The organism is Halarchaeum acidiphilum MH1-52-1 (genome assembly GCF_000474235.1).
Taxonomy (GTDB): domain Archaea; phylum Halobacteriota; class Halobacteria; order Halobacteriales; family Halobacteriaceae; genus Halarchaeum; species Halarchaeum acidiphilum.
Map to the genome: position 1 here is coordinate 13,484 of NZ_BATA01000025.1, position 17,716 is coordinate 31,199.

The following is a 17,716-nucleotide window of genomic DNA, read 5'->3' on the forward strand; positions in this document are numbered from 1 at the left end:
CGGGGGGAGTCAGTGGGCGGCGCCGCCGGAGCGCGCTACTCGAGAGCGGGGGCGATGGCGTCGTCGTAGAGGTGGACGTAGAGGTCCTCGGTTTCCTCGCGAGTCGGCGTCCGTGCGTTGTTGGCAGGGGACCCTGAGTCGATGGCGTCCTGCGTCATCTCCGGGACGACCTCCAGATACTCGTCGCGTTCCGGGACATCCGCGTAGTCCTCGAGGTAGCTCGTCAACGTCAGGTCTTCGCAGAGGTCATGAATGGCATCGCTCGCCGCATCTGCGGCTTCGCGATCGGTGACCGACCCGTCGGCCGCATCGAGGAGACGGGCGATTTCCGCGTACTTCTCCGGTGCCGCCATAGCCGAGAAGTCGACGACGTACGGCAGCAACAGGCCGTTCGCGAGCCGTGCGGGAGGTGGAGCTGCGCGCCGAGCGGGCGCGCCATCCCGTGGACCAGCGCCACTGAGGAGTTCGTGAACGCCTGTCCCGCTTGCAGCTGTCCGAGCAGCATCTCCGTCCGGGCCTCGATGTTTCCCCCGTTCGCCCACGCGGCCGGGAGCGAACGCGAGATCCGCTCGATGGCGCGCTCGGCGTACTCGTCGGAGAGCGCGTACGACTTCACGGACGTGTACGCCTCCACCGCGTGCGTCAGCGCATCGATCCCCGTGAACGCGGTGTGGCTCTGCGGCAGCGAGACCGTGAGTTCCGGGTCTTCGACGGCGACGGTCGGCACCACGTTCCGCGAGACGATGAGGAACTTCGTCGACGTCGACTCGTCGCTCACGACGACGGAGCGCGTCGCCTCGCTGCCCGTCCCTGCCGTCGTGTTCACCGCGACGATGGGCGGCGTCCGGTTGGGCACGCCCTCGTAGCCCGCGCGATCCACTCCGAAGTCGCGGATGTCCCCGTCGTTCGCCGCTAGGATGCCGACCCCCTTCCCCGTGTCTATCGACGACCCGCCACCCAGCGTCACGATCACGTCGCAGTCCCCGCGCTCCCACGTGTCGTGTGCCGCCTCGATGTTCTCTACCGTCGGGTCCGGGCGCACGTCGTCGTAGACGACGACGTCTAGCCCGGCCGACTCGAGCACCGATCGCACCGTCTCGCCGTGTACGTCGTAGATCTGCTCGGACGCGACGAGGAGTGCCGTCTCTCCGTACTGGCTCGCGCGCTCGCCCGTCTCTTCCACGGCGCCGACGCCGAGCACGATCTGGTTCGGCGAGACGAACGTCTCCTCGCCCTGCAGCAGGGTGTTGTCAACCGTCATGGTCGATAGTTCTATATTCTCCGACTTATGTCTTTGGTCGGCATGTTCGACTGATCCGTCGTGTGGAATGTGGCAAGAGATAAGTGAAGGCACGACAGAGAAGCGGGTAGCGATGGGAAGATTACAGACGCGCGCAACGGAGGAGTCACTTCGGAACTACGTGAACGGCACATGGAGAGATACGAACGGATCGGACGGTCAGGCCGTCGTCAATCCTGCAACGGGCGAGACGATCACGCACGTCCCGTTCAGTGACCGTGATGACATCGACGCGGCCGTCGCGCAGGCGAGTGAGGCCTTCGAGACGTGGAGCGCGACGCCGGTCGAGGAGCGCATTCAGCCACTCTTCCGACTGAAGACCCTCCTCGAGGACCACCAAGAGGAGATCGCCGAGACGCTCGTCGACGAGCACGGGAAGACGCGCGGCGAGGCCATGGGCGAACTCCGTCGCGGCATCGAGAACGTCGAGGTCGCCTGCGGTATCCCCTCGATGATGCAGGACGGCACCCTCGAGAACGCCGCCCCCAACATCGACGAGAGCGCCGTGCGCCATCCGGTCGGTGTCTACGCTGCCGTCACACCGTTCAACTTCCCCGGGATGATCCCGCTCTGGTTCCTCCCGTACGCGGTCGCGACCGGCAACGCGTTCATCCTCAAGCCCAGCGAGCAGGCGCCGATGACCGCGGAACTCATCTTCGAACTCATCGACGAAGCGGATTTCCCCGACGGCGTCGTCCAACTCCTTCACGGGAGCGTCGATACCGTCAACACGATTCTCGAGCACGACGGCATCGAGGGGGTTTCGTTCGTCGGCTCCACGCCCGTCGCCAAGCACGTCTACGAGACGGCCGCCGCGAACGGCAAGCGCGTGCAGGCCCAAGGCGGTGCGAAGAATCACGCCATCGTCACCGAGAGCGCGGACGTCGAGTACGCCGCGGAGAAGATCTTCTCCGCGGCCTGCGCCTGCTCCGGTGAGCGCTGTCTCGCGCTCGACATCGCGGTCGTCGAGGACGCCGTCTACGACGAGTTCGCCGACGCCGTCGTCGCGCAGGCCGAGGCCGCGACGCTCGGCTACGGTCTCGACGACGAGACGACCATCGGCCCGCTCATCTCCGCCGAGCACGAAGAGCGCGTCCGCGGCTATATGGATGACGGTGAAGCTGAGGGTGCCGAGGTTCTCTACGATGGCCGCGACACCGCTGTCGAGGGCTACGAGGACGGCAACTTCCTCGGTCCCGTCGTTTTCGGGGACGTCACGGTCGAGATGACGATCCAGCGGGAGGAGATCTTCGGGCCGGTCCTCGGTCTGATCCGCGCCTCCGACTTCGACGAGGCGGTCGAGACCGTCAACAGCTCCCGGTTCGGGAACGCCGCCAGCCTCTTCACCGACTCCGGCTACAAGGCCAATCGCTTCAAATCTGAGGTCGACGCCGGTAACCTCGGCGTGAACGTGGGCACGGTCGCTCCCATGGCGTTCTTCCACTTCGGCGGCGCCAAGGATTCATTCTTCGGCGATCTCCACGCCCAAGGCGAGGACGCGATCAAGTTCTATACCGACGAGACCGTCTACATCGAGCGCTGGCCAGATCAGTAGTTCGCGATTTGATCGGCACACCGAAGAATGAACCCGATCTGGGGCCGAACGGTTCGAGGCCCCATTGCACGCGGATGCGGACGAAACCGTCGTGAAATACGATTCCAGACTCATCCCGGTGAGTGAGACAGCAGAGTCCAATGGGACTCTCCGTATCGTCTGACGATCGTCGAGGATGGTCCGTATTAGCTCTTGAGACCGGTGATTCCTAGCTCCGGGATCGGCGTGCAGTTGTCCGGTTGGTCACATGGGGAGGACGCTAAGACCCACGATAATGATGAATTAGTATATTTCTTTCGCTGAATGAGATCGCACCTAACAGACCGTCCGGGTGAGGATCACTCGGCGCGGAGCGTGAGATACGGTGATCCGACGTCTGTCTCAGCCCCGAGCCGAGCGTCCCGACCGACGAGCGAGTCGGCGGCGTCCGGCGAGTCGCATACGCGACCAGTAAGTCGAAGCCCGTCGAAATCCGCTATTGCGACGGTGTAGGGCGCGTCGTCGTCGTAGTCGGGGATGGCGACGTGGACGGTGGTGGCGGTGAGGACTGTACCCGTATCGGGGATCGGGACGCGTTCGAGGTCGGGGGCGCCGCAGTCGAAACACCGCTTCACGGGCGGGACCGTTCGATGACCGTCCGGGCACGCCAGCGCGTACCCGTCGCCGGCGTCGACCGCGCCGAGCCACGTCTCGTACTCGGTCATCGTTCCTCCACGACGTGCACGGCCGCGCTCGCGACCGTCCCGCCCGCGTTGTGCGCCAGTCCAACCGTCGCGTCCGGTACCGCCTCGCTGTTCGCGTGCTCCCCGCGCAGGAGCTTTACGACCTCGACGACCTGACTCGCACCCGTCGCCCCGACCGGGTGGCCCTTCGCCTTCAGCCCGCCCGAGAGGTTCACCGGCATCACGCCCTCGGCTGTCGTTTCCCCTCGACGGGCCGCGCCAGCGGCCTCCCCGCGATCGTACAGCCCGAGCGCTTCCAGCGCCAGCACCTCCGCGATCGTGAAGCAGTCGTGTACCTCCAACAGATCCACTTCCTCGATCGACCGATCCGCCATTCCGAGCGCGCGCCGGGCGGCGTCGGTCGTTGCGGGCGTCTCGACCAGCGACTCGCGGCGTTGGAGCGCCAGCGCGTCCGTCCCCAGTCCGGTGCCCGTGATCCGATACGCTGCGTCCGGGGCAACGTCCTCGCCGGCGAGTACGAGCGCGCTCGCACCGTCGCTGATCGGGCAGGCGTCGTAGAGACCGAGCGGGCTCGCGACCCGCGGAGCTTCGAGAACGTCCGCGACCGTGATCGCGCGCTGGAACTGGGCGTACTCGTTTTCGAGTGCGTTGGCGTGGTTCTTCACTGCGACGTGCGCGAGGTCCTCGGACGTCCCGCCACACTCATCGAAGTATCGCTGGGCCATGAGCGCGTACGCGCCCGGGAACGTCATCCCGGGGCGGACCTCGTGGAGTTCGTCGGCGGCGGTCGCGAGCGCCTCCGTCGTCTCCGCCGTATCGAGCGGCGACATCTTCTCCATGCCGCCGACGAGGACGACGTCGGCGCTCCCGGCTCGAATCGATTGGATGGCGTGGTGGATCGCGACGCCGCTCGATGCGCAGGCCTGTTCGTGGCGTGTCGCCGGCGCCCGCGTTCCAACCGCTTCGGCCATCAGCGGCGCCTGATGACCCTGCCGCTCGGTGAGCGCCCCGATGAAATTCCCGTAGTGTAGTGCGTCCACCTCGTCCGGCGTCAGTCCAGCGTCGTCAAGCGCGACGGACGCCGCGTCAGCGAATAACGACCGGCCAGTTCGGTCGGAATGTCGCCCGAAGGGAGTTGAACCGACACCGATTACCGCTACGTTACACATACACAGCGATAGTGCTCAGAGCTACCACTTAACGGTACGTACGCAGCACCGAGATTCTACACGAATGTATCCATCCGAAGCCGACTGGGACCGTGGTCTCAGCGCGTCTCGCGGATCTCATCGAGCGCCTCGGGGTTTTCGATGCTGGAGGAGTCACCGAGGTCTTCGCCGTTCGCGAGCGCCTGAACGGTGCGGCGGACGATCTTGCCGGACTGGGTGCGCGGGAGGTCCGTGACGAACGTGATCTCGCGTGGCCGGAAGGGCTTGCCGACTTCCGTCCCGACGATCTTGCGTAGCGACGCGCGGAGTTCGTCGTTCGCTTCGAGGTCCGACTCGAGGATCACGAATGCCCCGACCGCGGTTCCGGTCGTCTCGTCGTCGAGTCCGACCGCGGCGGCTTGATTGACTGCCTCGTGGTCCATGAGGGCGCTTTCGATCTCCGCCGGGCCGACCTTTCGTCCGGCGACGTTGAGCACGTCGTCCGCGCGGCCGAGGAGGAACCAGTAGCCGTCCTCGTCCACCTGCGCCCAGTCGCCGTGATCCCAGACGCCCTCCCACGTCGACCAGTACTCCTCGAGGTAGCGCTCGTCGCCCGACCACAGGCCCTTCGTCATGCTCGGACAAGAATCCCGCGCGACCAAGTACCCCTGTTCGTTATCGTCCACAACGCTCTCACCCTCGCTATCGACGACGTCCACGTCCATCCCAAGCCCCGGCCCGCCCAGCGTGCACGGCTTCAATGGCTGGATGGGCAGCGGCAGCAGAAAGCAACCCATGATCTCGGTACCGCCCGAGATGTTGAGGATCGGGCAACGCTCTCCGCCGACGTGCTCGTAGAACCACAACCACGATTCGGGATCCCACGGTTCGCCGGTAGAGCCGAGGAGGCGGAGGCTGGAGAGGTCGTGCTTCTCGACGGGATCGGTGCCGTACTGCATCAGCGCGCGGATCGCAGTCGGGGAGATGCCGAACGCCGTCACCTCGTGGCGCTCGATGAGATCCCAGAAACGGTCAGGCTCCGGATAATCTGGTGCCCCCTCGTACATGACGACGGTCCCACCGAAGGCGTGGTTTCCCAGAAGAGTCCACGGACCCATCATCCATCCGATGTCGCTCACCCAGAAGAATCGATCGTCGGGCTGGTGGTCGAAGTTGAAGTAGATCTCTTTGGCGGACTGGAGGAGCGCGCCGGCGTGGGTGTGGAGAATCCCCTTTGGCTTGCCGGTCGTACCGGACGAGTAGAGGAGCATCGACTCCGCGTCCGACGGGAGTTCGGTCGTCTCGTACCCCGGCGAGGCGGTCTCGACGACCTCGTTCCAGCGCTCGTCGCGGTCGTACCAGTCGAACTCGTTGACGCGGCCGAGGCGGTCGTAGACGACGGTGTGTTCGACCGTCCCAGCGACGTCGATGGCCTCGTCGGCCGCGTCCTTCAGCGTGATTTCGTCGCCGCGGCGGAAGAAGCCGTCCGCGGTGAACAACACAGAACAGTCGGCATCCGAGAGGCGCGACGCAGTCGCATCGACACCGAATCCGGAGAAGATCGGTACGGCGATCGCCCCGGCCTTGAAACAGCCGTAGAGGATGCTGATGACCTCGGGGACCATGGGCATATAGAGGGCGACGGTGTCACCGACGCTGATCCCATACCCCTCGAGGGCGTTCGCGACACGGTTGGCCTGCGCATGGAGGTCCGCGAACGTGACCTCGCGGACGGCGCCGTCCTCGCCCTCCCAGAGGCAGGCGATATCGTCGCGAGTATCGGCGTCGGTGGCGTGACGGTCAAGGATGTTGTGGGCAGCGTTGATAGTGCCGCCGGGATACCAGTCGGTGAACTGTGGACCGTTGGTATCATCGCGGACGGCGTCGTAATCCTCATAAAACTCGATTCCGAGGGAATCGACGAGTTCATCCCAGAACCAATCGATTCCGGAGGCGGCCACGCCGTCGACGTCGCCGGTAGTGCGCTTGATCAGCTCCTCCCGGTCATCGATATCGTGTGCCCGCATGAACGCGGCGACGTTCGTCGACCCGATGAACTCCTCGCTCGGTTCGTGTACGACGCGGTTGAATCGTTCGGGCAATTCCGCGTGTCCACTCATCGGCCGACGGTCACCCCCGCTCCCGGCGCCCGTCTGCGGTCCGTCCACGGCGTGTCTCGCATGCGGCCGCCCAATTCGATTTCGAGGCGTCTAGTCTGCCAGTCCGAGGGGAACGGACGTCTACCAGCCGTCGGACCATCTGCACTCGCCATATTGTGACAGTAAACTCCAAACAATGAAAGCATTTTTGGTGAGAGTCTGCGTGGGGGCCGTCTAGTTCTGCGCCTCTTCACCGGTGGGGGAGAGTCGATAGTAGTGTTTCGGTAGGTGAGTTCCACCAGACGTCGAAGGCTCGCAACCACGTTTCTGCGGTTGCTGGATCGACGTGGCTGAAACTATTGGTGACCAATAAGACACGCCATCATGTATATATGAAAATGATTCTGGTAGCGTTCCGGTTTCCGTGTCGAACGGCCTGAAATCGGAGTCCCTCGCGGAGTAATGCGGGTGTGAGCTGTTGGACAGAGTCGGCGAGAAACACGGCGTTATCGAGGCGCGTCGCGTCCGCTACTCAGAAACTCAGAGAGTTTCTGGTGGCGGCGTACAGCCAGAACTGCTGACCGGTGAGTCGGACCGCTGTCTCGTCAAGCGCGACGTGATCCGAGGTCGCGTCGCTGGCGGGCTGTAACTCGGCCTTCTGCACCAGTCGTGAACAGCCTTTCGCGACCGTTTGACACCAGACCTCCCTGATGCCATAATAGTACTAAGTGTTGTCAGGTATTGGAGATGGCGTCGAGCACCAGTCTCTATCGGCTCGCTCGATGTCCGCTCTCGCTCCACAAGATCTCTACCCCGATCCAGCCGTCACGGCCGCTGAGTCTGGTCATTTACCCATGAAACAGCTGAAAAAGCAACTCCTGCATCGACTTTTCAGCCCCAGTTAAAAATTCGGTTTAAGCCGGGCGGTTGTCGCATTCATCCTCGGGTACGGTGACAGGGGAATTCTACCGGCGGAGCAGGCCGAGTGCCTCGGGGCTTGACCCCGAGGCGGTTCACGTGTTACAGTTTAAATACGACCTTCGATGCCGCCGGTATCGCGAGTCTCAGATCGACCCGAGGGTCTCCTTCTTCCGCATCAAGTAGAGGAAGTACGGGCCGCCGACGAGACCGGTGATGATCCCGACGGGGAGCTGGACCGGGCTGAGCGCGAGGCGCGCGCCCACGTCGGCACCCACGAGGAGCGCCGGCCCGAGGAACAGACAGCCGACGAGCAGGCGCTTCGAGTCGCTGCCGACGATGTTCCGCACTATGTGGGGGACGATGAGGCCGACGAAGCCGACGAGACCGGCGACCGCGATCGCCGCGGCCGTCGAGAGGATGGCGATGCCGGCGACGGCGAAGCGGATCTTCTCGACGGGCATCCCGAGGGATTTCGCGGTCTCCTCGCCGAGGAGGAGCACGTCCAGTTGGCGCGTCACCGCGAGCGCGAGGGCCATCGCGAGCAGGGTGAACGGGAGCGCGATGCGAACCTGTCCCCAGTCAGTCCCCAGCAGGGAGCCGGAGAGCCACGCTTGGGCGGACATGACGACGCCGAGGTCGTCGATGAAGAAGAACAGCGCGCGCTGGACGGAGCCGAACACCGTTCCGACGACGACGCCGGCGAGCACGAGCCGCACCGGCGAGGTGCCGTTCTTCCACGCGATGAGGTAGACGATGAGGAACGCGATCGTCCCGCCGATGGCGGCGAGGATCGGCATCAGGGGGAGCAGACTCGACGCGAACGTCAGCGTGACGAGCACGACGAGGCCGGCGCCGTCGCTGATGCCGAGCACGTACGGGCTGGCGAGTTCGTTCCGCGTGACGACCTGAAAGATCGCGCCGGAGACCGCGAGATTCGCGCCGACGAGGATCCCGACGAGGATGCGCGGCAGGCGGATGTTCCAGACGATGAGCTGCTGGCGCGTGAACCACTCGGGGATGCCGCCGCCGAGGAGGAAGGCCTTCCACGCCGCGAGGCTGAGGAGGACTTCGGGGTCGAAGACGGTGTGCCACGCCTCCGAGAGCGTGAGCGGGTAGGCGCCGAAGCTCACCTGCAACAGCGTCGCCGCGAGCAGGATCGCGAGGCTCCCGAGGATGACCACCGCGAGCTTCGAGTTCGCGTATCGCTCCCCCCACTTCGATCGGCGTTTCCGGAGGGCGTCTGAAACCTTGCTCATCGAGGCTCAGACGTTCTGGTGGATGACGTCGAGGAGACGCTGGCGATCGAAGAGCCGTTCGTCCTCGGGAACCTCGCCGACGGGACCGGGCCACTCGCCGAAGGTGTCGGGGTAGACCTGCTTCGCGACGGCCTCCGTGGAGAACAGATCGACGATGGGACCCATGTACTGCCCGCCGCTGCGGATGACGTTGCCGTTCTGGACGGCGCTGAGGTCCTGCCCGTTCTCGTTGTTCTCGAAGGGGTCGACGACGGTGTCGACGAACTCCTCGTGCGTGAGGGAGGTGAGTCCGCCGACGGCACCGATGTAGTCGGGGTCGGCGTCGAGGAGTTCCTCGTAGCCGATGGGACCGCCCGGGTAGTGGCCCTCGAAGGCGTCCCGCATGCCGAGGCGGTAGTAGGACTTCGTGTTGTTGCCGAGGCGGTGAAGCGGCGCGATGCGGAACTGTCCGGAATCGGGGCTGACCCCCCGCCAGATGGCGGCGACGGTCGGGCGTTCGTCCTCCGGCGGCAGGCCGTCCTCGATCGTCGCCATGAGATCGTCGTGGAGGGACTGCCACGCGTGGAACTGCTTCTGGCGCTGGAAGACCGTCGCGTACTTCTCGAAGGCCTCGTAGAGGGTGTACGGGTTCGTGCCGTTGGAGACGGCGGCGGTCGGCGCGAAGCGGAGCGTGGTGCCGAGGAAGGGACCGGTCTGGGATTCGATCTCGTGGATATCGGAGTCGTCCCAGCCCGTGAAGCGCGCGAGGGTGTTCTCGGGGATGAGCCAGACGTCCGCGTCGGCGGCGTAGAAGTTCTCCTTGTCGTAGCCGGATTCGGCGCCGCTCGCGAGCTTGGTGATCCCGCTCTCGTCGAATTCGAGGTCGAGGAGGTCGTAGAACTTGAGGGGCGCGCGTTCGAGACCGGTCGTCGCGCTCGGCTGGATGCCGAGCGACATGCCGACGTCGAGCAGGGGACCGGAGACGACCCCGTACGACTCGGGCACCTCCTCGAAGGTGTACGGGTCGTTCGGCTCGATGTGGACCGTGTACGACTCCGTGTCCGCCGTCGACGTCCCGTCGGACGTGCTCGACGTCGCGTTCGTGCTCGCCTCGGCATCGTTTCCACCGCTGCTGCATCCGGCGAGACCGGCCGCGAGCAACCCGGCACTCGTCGCAAGCACTTGCCGTCTACGCGTCATATCTCTTAGGCTGGCCTAAAACATAATAGCGCTTTCGACTTTTAGATCGGCCTAAAACAATGCTGGCTATGCGACGTGACAGCCGTCGATATCCTGACGATACTGGGACGGCCGCCCGATTGCTCACGCCGATCTACGTGAGACCGCGCTCAATGCTCCGGGCAGGCGCTCGCTGTCGCGATTCTCGCGCATCGTTCGGCGGACTCGTCCGACGTACTCTGACGACTCGGTCGTCCGTCGTCCGCTCAATCGTGTCCCACGAGTAGCTCGCATTCGATGCGGACGTACCGGACGTCGCGTCACTCCGCGGCGTCGGAATCGGGACCGCTGTCGGTCTCGGACCCGCTGTCGTCCCGGTCTCCCTCCGCCGATTCTACGGTCTCCATCGCGGCGTCCTCGTGCGGCAGCGTCGAGGCGAGGCGTTCGACGACGCTCGGGCTGACCAGCCCCGCCAGCTCCATCGCCTCCGCCTCGTGCGAGTCGAGATCCAGCACGCTCCGGTAGAACCACGAGACGGTCACGTACGTCTCGTGGAGCGAGTCGGCGCGCTCGCGGCCCGCGTCCGTCGGCGTCGCTCCCGCGTACGACTCGTAGGTCACGAGTCCCCGATCGTCGAGGCGCTGGAACATCTCCGTGGCCGACGCCTGCGAGACGTCGAGCAGTTCGGCGACGGCGCTGCTCTCGATCGGCGGCTCCCGCCGGTGTTCGAGGATGTAGACGGCCAGCAGGTATCGATCGTCCCCGCTCATCGCGGTCCGCGCGCCCCCGTTTCGACGCCCCCGACGCGATCGCGCGCCATCGCGGCAGTCGTCGGCGTCACCGGGACCGAGGCTCCGCACGCGCAGACGCCCGCCGTTGATCGCCGGGCGAGCGTTCGGCCGCGGGCCGCTCGGGACGCGCGCACGCGTTCAGTCCTCCTCGAGACTGGGGTGGGTGATCTGCTCGTCCGGGTGCGGCTCGGCGAAGCGCTCGCGCATCGTCTCCAGCGACTCCCGCTCGCGCTCCCGGCGCTCGTCGGCGTCGATCTCCTCGCACCCCGGCGGGAGGTCGCGTCCGCGATCGGTGAAGTAGCCGTCGGGCGTCACCCAGTCGTGATAGAACGGCCGGTCGTCGTCCTCCAGCAGCGTCACCGCTACCTCCGCACCGTGGCCGGCGCAGACGACGGCCTGATGGGGCTTGTTGGCGAGTCGTCCCGCCGCGTACAGCCCATCGACGGCCGTCCGCCCGCGCTCGTCCGTGTCCACGTACGTCTTCCCCCGCTCGACGATCCCGACGTCCTCGACTCCGTCGAGATAGCCCGTTTCGCTCTTCGTCGCGGCGATGACGTACTCGGTGTAGCAGGTATCGCCGTCGGCGGTCTCGACGCGGAAGCCGTCCGAGGCGGTCTCGACGCGCGTGACCTCTCCGCGGACGCGCTCGCACCCCGCACCCGACGCCTGCTCGCCGATCAGATCGAGGAGCTGTCGCGAATTGACGCCGGCCGGGAACCCCGGGTAGTTCTCGACGTGGGCGTTCCGTCGGAGGATCGACCCCCCGGCATCGACGATCAGCGTCTCCAGTCCGTGTCGGGCGGTGAACGTGCCGGCGGAGAGACCGGCCACGCCGCCGCCGACGACGATGACGCCGTAGTCCTGTCGCGACGGCTCGTCCCGTTCCATCCCGTCGGCTGTCATACCTGATCGATCGCCTCGTGCCACCATAGATGTTCCGATATTTAGGCGGGCCAAAATAACGCGGCGGCGGGCGTCGGGCGTTCCGGTTGACGATGGCCGCGACGCGCTCTTCCGACAGATAGAAGCCCACCCACCGTTTTAGGCAATCCTAAATCATGGTGGACGTCGAAAACGCGGTGCGACGAGAGCGAGATCGGTACTCCGGTGGGTCCTCGCTCGCCGTGCTCGGACCCACGCCGAACGGGGGGGACGCGAGATGAGCGACGGCGCGCGCAACGCGTACGACGTCGTCGTGGTCGGCGGCGGTCCCGCCGGCTGTTCCGCGGCCGTCTTCACCGCGCGCTACGGTCTCGATACAGCCGTCTTCGACCGCGGCAACGCCTCCCTCCAGCGCTGCGCGTACCTCGAAAACTACCCCGGTTTCCCCGCGGGCATCGACATCGAGACGTTCTACGACCTGCTCCACGATCACGTCGCGGAGGCGGGCGCCGACCTCGTCTCCGACATGGTCGAATCGGTCGACGTCGCCGACACCGATGACACCGCAGACGCCACCGGCATCGACGACGGGTTCGTCATCGAAACGGCCGACGGTCGCGCGGTGACGGCGCGGTACGTCGTCGCCGCGACGCGCTACGACGCCGACTACCTCCGGCCGATCGGGGACGCGGACGCGATGTTCGAGACGCACGAGCACGACGGTGAGACCCACGAGCACTTCGATCGATCGTATCCCGACGGGGACGGCCGCACGTCGACCGACGGCGTCTACGTCGCGTCGCCGACGTCGATGGCGGACGCGCAAGTCGTCATGGCCGCCGGGCAGGGCGCGCGGACCGCGCGGGCGCTCCTCGCCGACGCCCGCCGCGATCGGGGCTACCCGGACGCCGTCGCCGACCACTACGACTGGGTGCGTCGGGAGTCCGCACTCGCGGGCGAGTGGGCGGAGCGCGACCGGTGGCGCGAGTGGTTCGCCGAGCGCGCCCCGGCCGACCTCGATCTCGACGACGAGCGCGTCGTCGAACTCCGCGAGCGCGAGATCGACCGTCGATTCGACGCCTACCGCGACGCCGACGAGATCGAGGCGCGCGCGGAGCGCGGCCAGAAGCGCCTCCTCGAACACGTGGACGACGAGTACATCCTCGAGGCCGCACGGGAGATCGAGGCCGAGCGCGAGTCGGGCGGGGAGTCCTGAACGGGTGTGATCAGACGGGCGGCGATCGCGCTCCGATCGGGAGACGCGCGCGTCGCGACGCGTCCGTCACGCCTCGTCGTCCGGATCGAGCGCGGTGAGGACGAACTCGTCGATCGCGCGTCGGGATTGGGCGGGCGCGTCGTCGTGGCCGAGCGAGATCTTCCGGGCGCGCGCGGCGTGGATGACGTCCGTGATGAGTTGCGACATGTCCTCGACGTCGACGGGCGCGAAGACGCCGCGCTCGATTCCGGCCTCGAGCACGCGCGTGATGTTCCCCCGGAGCGTCTCGTAGTGCTCGTTGAACGCCTCGCGGTGGCGCTCGTCGTGGCGGGCGTGCGAGAACAGTTCGTGGTAGACGCGCATGCGCTCCCAGTGATCGAAGTCGCCGACGTCGGGACCGAAGAGACACTGATCGAGGCGTTCGTCGAGGACCGTCCACGGGTCGGCATCCGCGGGCACCTCGGGATCGCTCTCGTACTGCCCGACGAGGTATTCGAGGAACGAGGAGATGAGGTCGTGCTTCCCGTCGAAGTGGTAGTGGATGAGCGTGCGGCTCTTCTCGAACTCCTCACCGATGTCGCGCACGCGGAGGTTGCTGTACCCGTGCTCGCTGAGCGCGCGGAACGTCGCCTCCATGATCGCCTCCTTGGTGTCCACAGACGATTCGGATGTGCTCGACCCGGTCATACCGTATCGTAGGGTTGAGAGCCTTATACGATTTGTGAGGTGAAACCCGACGGCGCCGATCGCGCCGATGTCGGTGTGCCGTCAGAAGAGACCGATGCCGAGACCGACGAGCCGGCCGTCGGCCGCGAACGAGGCGAGGACGTACGACCGAGATAGAAGTTGATGTTGCCGGTCCTCGCCCCGTGCTCGGCGCGGGGCGGCACGCACCGCCGATCGCGTTCAGAACGAGAGGTGCGACGTCGATCCCGGTCCCTCCTCGTCCTCGCGTCCCCCCTCGTGGAGGAACGTGTAGTCGTCGTCCGTGAGGTAGACGACGCCGTCTTCGACCGCGATCTCGACGGACGGCAGCGTCGTCCCCGCGGCCTCCCCGTTGTCGCACTCGCCCGTGCAGCCGTCGAAGAGCGACCCGTGTTTCGGGCAGATGATCTCGCCGTCGCGCATCGGCGCGCCCTCCCCGCGATCGAAGCGCTGGCTCTCGTGCGGACAGTTGTTGACCCACGCCTCGACGCCGGGATCGTCGTCGCACCGGACGAGGATCACCTCCTCCTCGTTCGTGAACATGTCCTCTGCGGTGAAGAGGTACGATCCGAGTTCCGGGACGTCGGTGACCGTCGCGATCTCCGTGCCATCGACCATGCGGCTAACGAACGCGCGACGCGCTCAAAAGCGTGCTGTCCGGGAGGCGCGTGACGGCCCACGCCGACCCGAAGCGGGGTCCACGTCGCCGTCTCTTGGACCCGACAGCCTTTACCATCTGGTCAACCTACGCGGCGTATGGCACGCAACGAGGCGCCCCGCGGCCGCGGTGAACCCGTATCCGGTCGGTCCGTTCGACACGGGACCGGCGTCCGCTCGAACCGGGCGTTCCCGTCGGAGGCGTATCCCGACCACCTCGACCCCTTCGTCCTGTTCGAACGCTTCTACATCGACCCAGAGACGGGATTTCCGATGCACGCGCACGAGGGCTTCGAGATCGTCACGTACATGATCGACGGCGGGATGGAGCACGGCGATTCCCTCGGCGTCGAGCACGTCGCTCGCGAGGGCGAGGCGATGCGCATCACGGCGGGCGCCGGCATCAGACACTCCGAGTTCCCCGCGGACGGGGCGGCGTGTAACGGTCTCCAACTCTGGGTGAACCTCTCGCGATCGGAGAAGGACGCCGACCCCGACTACGAGGACGCGAGCGCGGCCGACCTCCCGACCGCGGAGCGCGACGGGGCGACGGTGACGACCGTGGTCGGCGACGGGTCGCCGCTCGAACTCCGCACGGAGATGGAGTACCTCGACGTCCGCGTCACCGACGCGTGGACGTGGTCGATGCCCGAGGGGTGGTCGGGATTCCTCTACGGCGTCGCGGGCGAGGGGAGCGTCGATGGGGGCGCGTTCGCCGTGGGCGACGTCCTCCCGGTCACGGACGCGCGCGACGTCGCCGTCGAGGCGGACGGGGAACTCCGACTCGTCGCGGTCGCCGGCCGGCCGCACGGGGAACCGATCCGACAGCGCGGTCCCGTCGTCCTCTGAGCGGGATGGCCAGCGCGTCGTGGCGGACGCACACGCGCTCGTCGAGGTCGCGTTCGACGGTCTCGCCGGTCGCGACGCGCTCCCGATCGGCCGACGACCACCGGTCGTATTTACCAGATGGTAAAGCTCTTTAGGGAGGCGAATCGAGTTGCGAGTATGGCAGACGTCGCAATCGTCGGCGGAGGTCCCGCCGGTCTCAGCGCCGCGCAGTTCGCCGCGAAGAACGACCTCGAAACCGTCGTCTTCGACACGGGCGAGTCGTGGATGAACCGCGCGCACCTCTTCAACTACCCGGCCGTGCGCTCGATCAGCGGCGAGGAGTTCCTCCTGATCGCGCGCGATCAGGCCCGCGACCGGGGTGCCGACGTTCGCGAGGACACCGCGGTCGAATCGATCGAGACCGACGGGGACGCGTTCGTCGTCACCGCGGACGAGACGTACGAGGCCGACTACGTCGTGCTCGCGACGGGCGCGGACCGATCCCTCGCCGAGGATCTCGGCTGCGACTTCACGGACGAGGACGTCGTGGACGTGAACGTGGACATGGAGACCAGCGTGGACGGCGTCTACGCGACCGGCGCGATGGGTCGCGACACGAAGTGGCAGGCCGTCATCGCCGCCGGCGACGGCGCCTCCGCGGTCCTCGACATCCTCTCGAAGGAGAAGGGCGAGTACTACCACGACTTCGACGTTCCCGACGACGTCCCCGAACTCTGAGCGGGGGACGCGTCGGGTCAGCAAAATCGCGCCGCGATCACGTTCGGAACCACCGATGGCAAACACGATGAACGACGAGACGACGAGACAGCTACCGCCGAGCGCGAAGCTCGTCCTAAAGGTGCTCGAACACGAGGGCGCGCTGACGCAGAAGGACATCATCGAACGCACGCGCCTCTCGCAGCGGACGACGCGCGAGGCGCTCGAACGGCTGCAGGAGCACGACGTGATCGAGAAGGAGATGTACATCCCCGACGCCCGACAGAACCTGTACGGCCTCGCGGACGACGGGGACGAGTAGCGTCCGTCCGGCGCGGGCGCGCTCCCCCTCGATTCCGTCTACCGCCACGCCTCGCGGAGGGCGATCAGGACGCCGCCGAGCATCGCGAGGTTGCCGAAGAACGCGAGTCGATCGCCGCTCCGTTCGCCCTCCTCGTCGTTCCAGAAGTCGTGCATCGTGAGCGTGACGACGCTGAGGAACGTCGCGGCGGCGCCCGTCGCGAGTCGCGGGAGCCGCCAGAGGGCGATGCCGATGCCGGCCGTTACCATCGTTCCGGAGGCGAGCGGTGCGAGCAGCGACGGCACGGGGACGCCGGCGGAGTCGGCGTAGTCGATGGTCCCCTCGATATCGCGGAAGTCCTCCGAGGCCTGCAGTGCGAGTCCGAGACCGAGGGCGATCCGTCCGAGCCGTGAGAGCGACGTCGCGTCGTCCGTCGTCGATTCCATATCGTCCGCGTTCCAGCGGCGGCACCAAAAGCGTGTCCCGTGCCGTGACGCGCCGCGCCGCGCGCGACCCGAAACGCGTCGCCCTCCGACCGGATGCGTCTCCCCGCGTGAATCGGTAACGACTTCCCCCTCCTCCCGCCTTTTCCGTCGGTAGACCATACGGTCAAATACGAATGACGACCGAGTTCTCCATCGACGCGGACTGGGACGCGCTCTACATCGACGGCGAGTGGCGCGCGAGCGAGAGCGGCGACACCATCGACGTCGAGGACCCCTCGACGCGCGAGCGGATCGCGACCGTCCCCGCGGCGACCGAATCGGACGTCGACGCCGCCTACGAGGCCGCGGCCCGCGCGCACGAGGAGTGGGCCGAGGCGCCGCCCGCGCGACGGCAAGCGGTCGTCGAGCAGTTCGGCAGGGCGCTGCGGGACAACGCGGACGAGGTCAAAGACCTCCTCGCACGCGAGATCGGCGGCTCCGAGATCATGGGCGAGACGTCGATCCAAATCGCCGACGACCACGTCGAGGAGGCGGCGACGCTACCGCGACGGATGAAGGGCGAGCACGCCGCCTCGAACGTCCCCGGAAAGGAGAACCTCGTGCAGCGGGAGGCGAAGGGTGTGGTAACGGTCATTAGCCCGTGGAACTTCCCGCTGAACCTCTCGATGCGGGCGGTGGCGCCGGCGATCGCGGCGGGGAACAGCGTGGTGCTCAAGCCCTCGACGGAGTCGCCGATCACGGGCGGCCTCCTCTTCGCGAAGCTCTTCGCGGAGACCGACCTCCCCGACGGCGTGCTGAACGTCGTGACGGGGCGCGGGTCGAGCATCGGCGATCGCGTCGCCTCCCACCCCGAGAGCGACGTCGTCGCCTTCACGGGCAGCACCGAAGTCGGTCAACACGTCGCGGGACTGGCGGGCGAGAACCTCGCGGTGCCCGCGATGGAACTCGGGGGCAACAACGCCCACGTCGTCACCGCGGACGCCGACCTCGATCGCGCCGTCGATGGCGCGACCTTCGGCTCGTTCGTGCATCAAGGGCAGGTGTGCATCTCGA

Annotated in this window: 17 protein-coding genes and 2 pseudogenes; 6 read left to right on the top strand and 13 right to left on the bottom strand. The window is 66.6% G+C overall.

What is annotated here, in order from left to right; genetic code table 11:
* Positions 1-35 precede the first annotated feature (35 nt).
* Positions 36-1,261 (bottom strand): annotated as a pseudogene (locus AOZ13_RS06300) (iron-containing alcohol dehydrogenase).
* Between the two features lie 112 nt (positions 1,262-1,373).
* On the opposite strand from AOZ13_RS06300, the gene AOZ13_RS06305 reads away from it, so the two are divergent.
* Complete coding sequence (locus tag AOZ13_RS06305) at positions 1,374-2,855, top strand: CoA-acylating methylmalonate-semialdehyde dehydrogenase (RefSeq protein ID WP_049933917.1); 1,482 nt, start codon at positions 1,374-1,376, stop codon at positions 2,853-2,855.
* Positions 2,856-3,193: 338 nt separating this feature from the next.
* Here the strand turns inward: AOZ13_RS06305 and AOZ13_RS06310 are convergent, their stop codons facing one another.
* The 8 genes and pseudogenes from AOZ13_RS06310 to AOZ13_RS06345 form a co-directional block, all read right to left on the bottom strand.
* Positions 3,194-3,559 (bottom strand): Zn-ribbon domain-containing OB-fold protein, encoded by a 366-nt coding sequence (locus AOZ13_RS06310; RefSeq protein ID WP_020220717.1) that lies wholly within the window; start codon positions 3,557-3,559, stop codon positions 3,194-3,196.
* A complete protein-coding gene (locus AOZ13_RS06315; RefSeq protein WP_021780120.1) occupies positions 3,556-4,707 on the bottom strand; it encodes a thiolase C-terminal domain-containing protein in 1,152 nt (383 codons plus the stop codon). The genes AOZ13_RS06310 and AOZ13_RS06315 overlap by 4 nt, the downstream gene beginning before the upstream one ends.
* Before the next feature lie 98 nt (positions 4,708-4,805).
* Positions 4,806-6,806 (bottom strand): AMP-binding protein, encoded by a 2,001-nt coding sequence (locus tag AOZ13_RS06320; protein ID WP_021780121.1) that lies wholly within the window; start codon positions 6,804-6,806, stop codon positions 4,806-4,808.
* A 229-nt stretch (positions 6,807-7,035) separates the two neighbouring features.
* A pseudogene (locus tag AOZ13_RS06325) lies at positions 7,036-7,633 on the bottom strand (IS6 family transposase).
* Positions 7,634-7,849: 216 nt separating this feature from the next.
* The gene (locus tag AOZ13_RS06330; RefSeq protein WP_021780123.1) at positions 7,850-8,962 is read right to left on the bottom strand and encodes a FecCD family ABC transporter permease; all 1,113 of its coding nucleotides are present in this window, start codon (positions 8,960-8,962) and stop codon (positions 7,850-7,852) included.
* Between the two features lie 6 nt (positions 8,963-8,968).
* Positions 8,969-10,141 (bottom strand): ABC transporter substrate-binding protein, encoded by a 1,173-nt coding sequence (locus AOZ13_RS06335; protein WP_049933919.1) that lies wholly within the window; start codon positions 10,139-10,141, stop codon positions 8,969-8,971.
* A 299-nt stretch (positions 10,142-10,440) separates the two neighbouring features.
* Positions 10,441-10,890, bottom strand: a complete 450-nt coding sequence (locus tag AOZ13_RS06340) for a metal-dependent transcriptional regulator (RefSeq protein ID WP_044958480.1) — start codon at positions 10,888-10,890, stop codon at positions 10,441-10,443.
* Positions 10,891-11,049: 159 nt separating this feature from the next.
* Positions 11,050-11,814 carry an FAD-binding protein gene (locus AOZ13_RS06345; protein WP_020222765.1) on the bottom strand — a complete coding sequence of 255 codons (765 nt, stop codon included), beginning with the start codon at positions 11,812-11,814 and terminating at the stop codon, positions 11,050-11,052.
* A gap of 256 nt (positions 11,815-12,070) precedes the next feature.
* On the opposite strand from AOZ13_RS06345, the gene AOZ13_RS06350 reads away from it, so the two are divergent.
* On the top strand, positions 12,071-13,009 hold the full coding sequence (locus AOZ13_RS06350; RefSeq protein WP_021780126.1) for an FAD-dependent oxidoreductase: 939 nt from the start codon (positions 12,071-12,073) through the stop codon (positions 13,007-13,009).
* 66 nt (positions 13,010-13,075) lie between these two features.
* On the opposite strand, the gene AOZ13_RS06355 is transcribed toward AOZ13_RS06350, so the two are convergent.
* The 3 genes from AOZ13_RS06355 to AOZ13_RS06360 all read right to left on the bottom strand — a co-directional run bounded on the left by AOZ13_RS06355 (position 13,076) and on the right by AOZ13_RS06360 (position 14,332).
* Positions 13,076-13,696 (bottom strand): TetR/AcrR family transcriptional regulator, encoded by a 621-nt coding sequence (locus tag AOZ13_RS06355; RefSeq protein ID WP_020222230.1) that lies wholly within the window; start codon positions 13,694-13,696, stop codon positions 13,076-13,078.
* Positions 13,697-13,777: 81 nt separating this feature from the next.
* Complete coding sequence (locus tag AOZ13_RS15260; protein WP_267879173.1) at positions 13,778-13,903, bottom strand: hypothetical protein; 126 nt, start codon at positions 13,901-13,903, stop codon at positions 13,778-13,780.
* A 12-nt stretch (positions 13,904-13,915) separates the two neighbouring features.
* Positions 13,916-14,332 (bottom strand): Rieske (2Fe-2S) protein, encoded by a 417-nt coding sequence (locus AOZ13_RS06360; protein ID WP_020222232.1) that lies wholly within the window; start codon positions 14,330-14,332, stop codon positions 13,916-13,918.
* Positions 14,333-14,470: 138 nt separating this feature from the next.
* On the opposite strand from AOZ13_RS06360, the gene AOZ13_RS06365 reads away from it, so the two are divergent.
* The 3 genes from AOZ13_RS06365 to AOZ13_RS06375 all read left to right on the top strand — a co-directional run bounded on the left by AOZ13_RS06365 (position 14,471) and on the right by AOZ13_RS06375 (position 16,238).
* Positions 14,471-15,220, top strand: coding sequence for a pirin family protein (locus AOZ13_RS06365; protein ID WP_020222233.1), 750 nt, complete (start codon positions 14,471-14,473; stop codon positions 15,218-15,220).
* Between the two features lie 156 nt (positions 15,221-15,376).
* Positions 15,377-15,937, top strand: a complete 561-nt coding sequence (locus AOZ13_RS06370; RefSeq protein WP_020222235.1) for an NAD(P)/FAD-dependent oxidoreductase — start codon at positions 15,377-15,379, stop codon at positions 15,935-15,937.
* A gap of 67 nt (positions 15,938-16,004) precedes the next feature.
* Positions 16,005-16,238, top strand: a complete 234-nt coding sequence (locus tag AOZ13_RS06375; RefSeq protein ID WP_324603102.1) for a helix-turn-helix transcriptional regulator — start codon at positions 16,005-16,007, stop codon at positions 16,236-16,238.
* Positions 16,239-16,276: 38 nt separating this feature from the next.
* On the opposite strand, the gene AOZ13_RS06380 is transcribed toward AOZ13_RS06375, so the two are convergent.
* Positions 16,277-16,663, bottom strand: a complete 387-nt coding sequence (locus tag AOZ13_RS06380) for a DoxX family protein (protein ID WP_020222237.1) — start codon at positions 16,661-16,663, stop codon at positions 16,277-16,279.
* Positions 16,664-16,836: 173 nt separating this feature from the next.
* Between AOZ13_RS06380 and AOZ13_RS06385 the strand changes: the two genes are divergently transcribed.
* Positions 16,837-17,716 (top strand): aldehyde dehydrogenase family protein (locus AOZ13_RS06385; RefSeq protein ID WP_148294569.1); only part of this gene is annotated, 880 nt, incomplete at its 3' end.

What these genes read in the sequence shown, in the direction of transcription:
- AOZ13_RS06305 (WP_049933917.1), top strand. Translation starts at nt 1,374, where the DNA reads ATGGGAAGATTACAGACGCGCGCAACGGAGGAGTCACTTCGGAACTAC.
- AOZ13_RS06310 (WP_020220717.1), bottom strand. Translation starts at nt 3,559, where the DNA reads ATGACCGAGTACGAGACGTGGCTCGGCGCGGTCGACGCCGGCGACGGG.
- AOZ13_RS06315 (WP_021780120.1), bottom strand. Translation starts at nt 4,707, where the DNA reads ATGTGTAACGTAGCGGTAATCGGTGTCGGTTCAACTCCCTTCGGGCGA.
- AOZ13_RS06320 (WP_021780121.1), bottom strand. Translation starts at nt 6,806, where the DNA reads ATGAGTGGACACGCGGAATTGCCCGAACGATTCAACCGCGTCGTACAC.
- AOZ13_RS06330 (WP_021780123.1), bottom strand. Translation starts at nt 8,962, where the DNA reads ATGAGCAAGGTTTCAGACGCCCTCCGGAAACGCCGATCGAAGTGGGGG.
- AOZ13_RS06335 (WP_049933919.1), bottom strand. Translation starts at nt 10,141, where the DNA reads ATGACGCGTAGACGGCAAGTGCTTGCGACGAGTGCCGGGTTGCTCGCG.
- AOZ13_RS06340 (WP_044958480.1), bottom strand. Translation starts at nt 10,890, where the DNA reads ATGAGCGGGGACGATCGATACCTGCTGGCCGTCTACATCCTCGAACAC.
- AOZ13_RS06345 (WP_020222765.1), bottom strand. Translation starts at nt 11,814, where the DNA reads ATGACAGCCGACGGGATGGAACGGGACGAGCCGTCGCGACAGGACTAC.
- AOZ13_RS06350 (WP_021780126.1), top strand. Translation starts at nt 12,071, where the DNA reads ATGAGCGACGGCGCGCGCAACGCGTACGACGTCGTCGTGGTCGGCGGC.
- AOZ13_RS06355 (WP_020222230.1), bottom strand. Translation starts at nt 13,696, where the DNA reads ATGACCGGGTCGAGCACATCCGAATCGTCTGTGGACACCAAGGAGGCG.
- AOZ13_RS06360 (WP_020222232.1), bottom strand. Translation starts at nt 14,332, where the DNA reads ATGGTCGATGGCACGGAGATCGCGACGGTCACCGACGTCCCGGAACTC.
- AOZ13_RS06365 (WP_020222233.1), top strand. Translation starts at nt 14,471, where the DNA reads ATGGCACGCAACGAGGCGCCCCGCGGCCGCGGTGAACCCGTATCCGGT.
- AOZ13_RS06370 (WP_020222235.1), top strand. Translation starts at nt 15,377, where the DNA reads ATGGCAGACGTCGCAATCGTCGGCGGAGGTCCCGCCGGTCTCAGCGCC.
- AOZ13_RS06375 (WP_324603102.1), top strand. Translation starts at nt 16,005, where the DNA reads ATGAACGACGAGACGACGAGACAGCTACCGCCGAGCGCGAAGCTCGTC.
- AOZ13_RS06380 (WP_020222237.1), bottom strand. Translation starts at nt 16,663, where the DNA reads ATGGAATCGACGACGGACGACGCGACGTCGCTCTCACGGCTCGGACGG.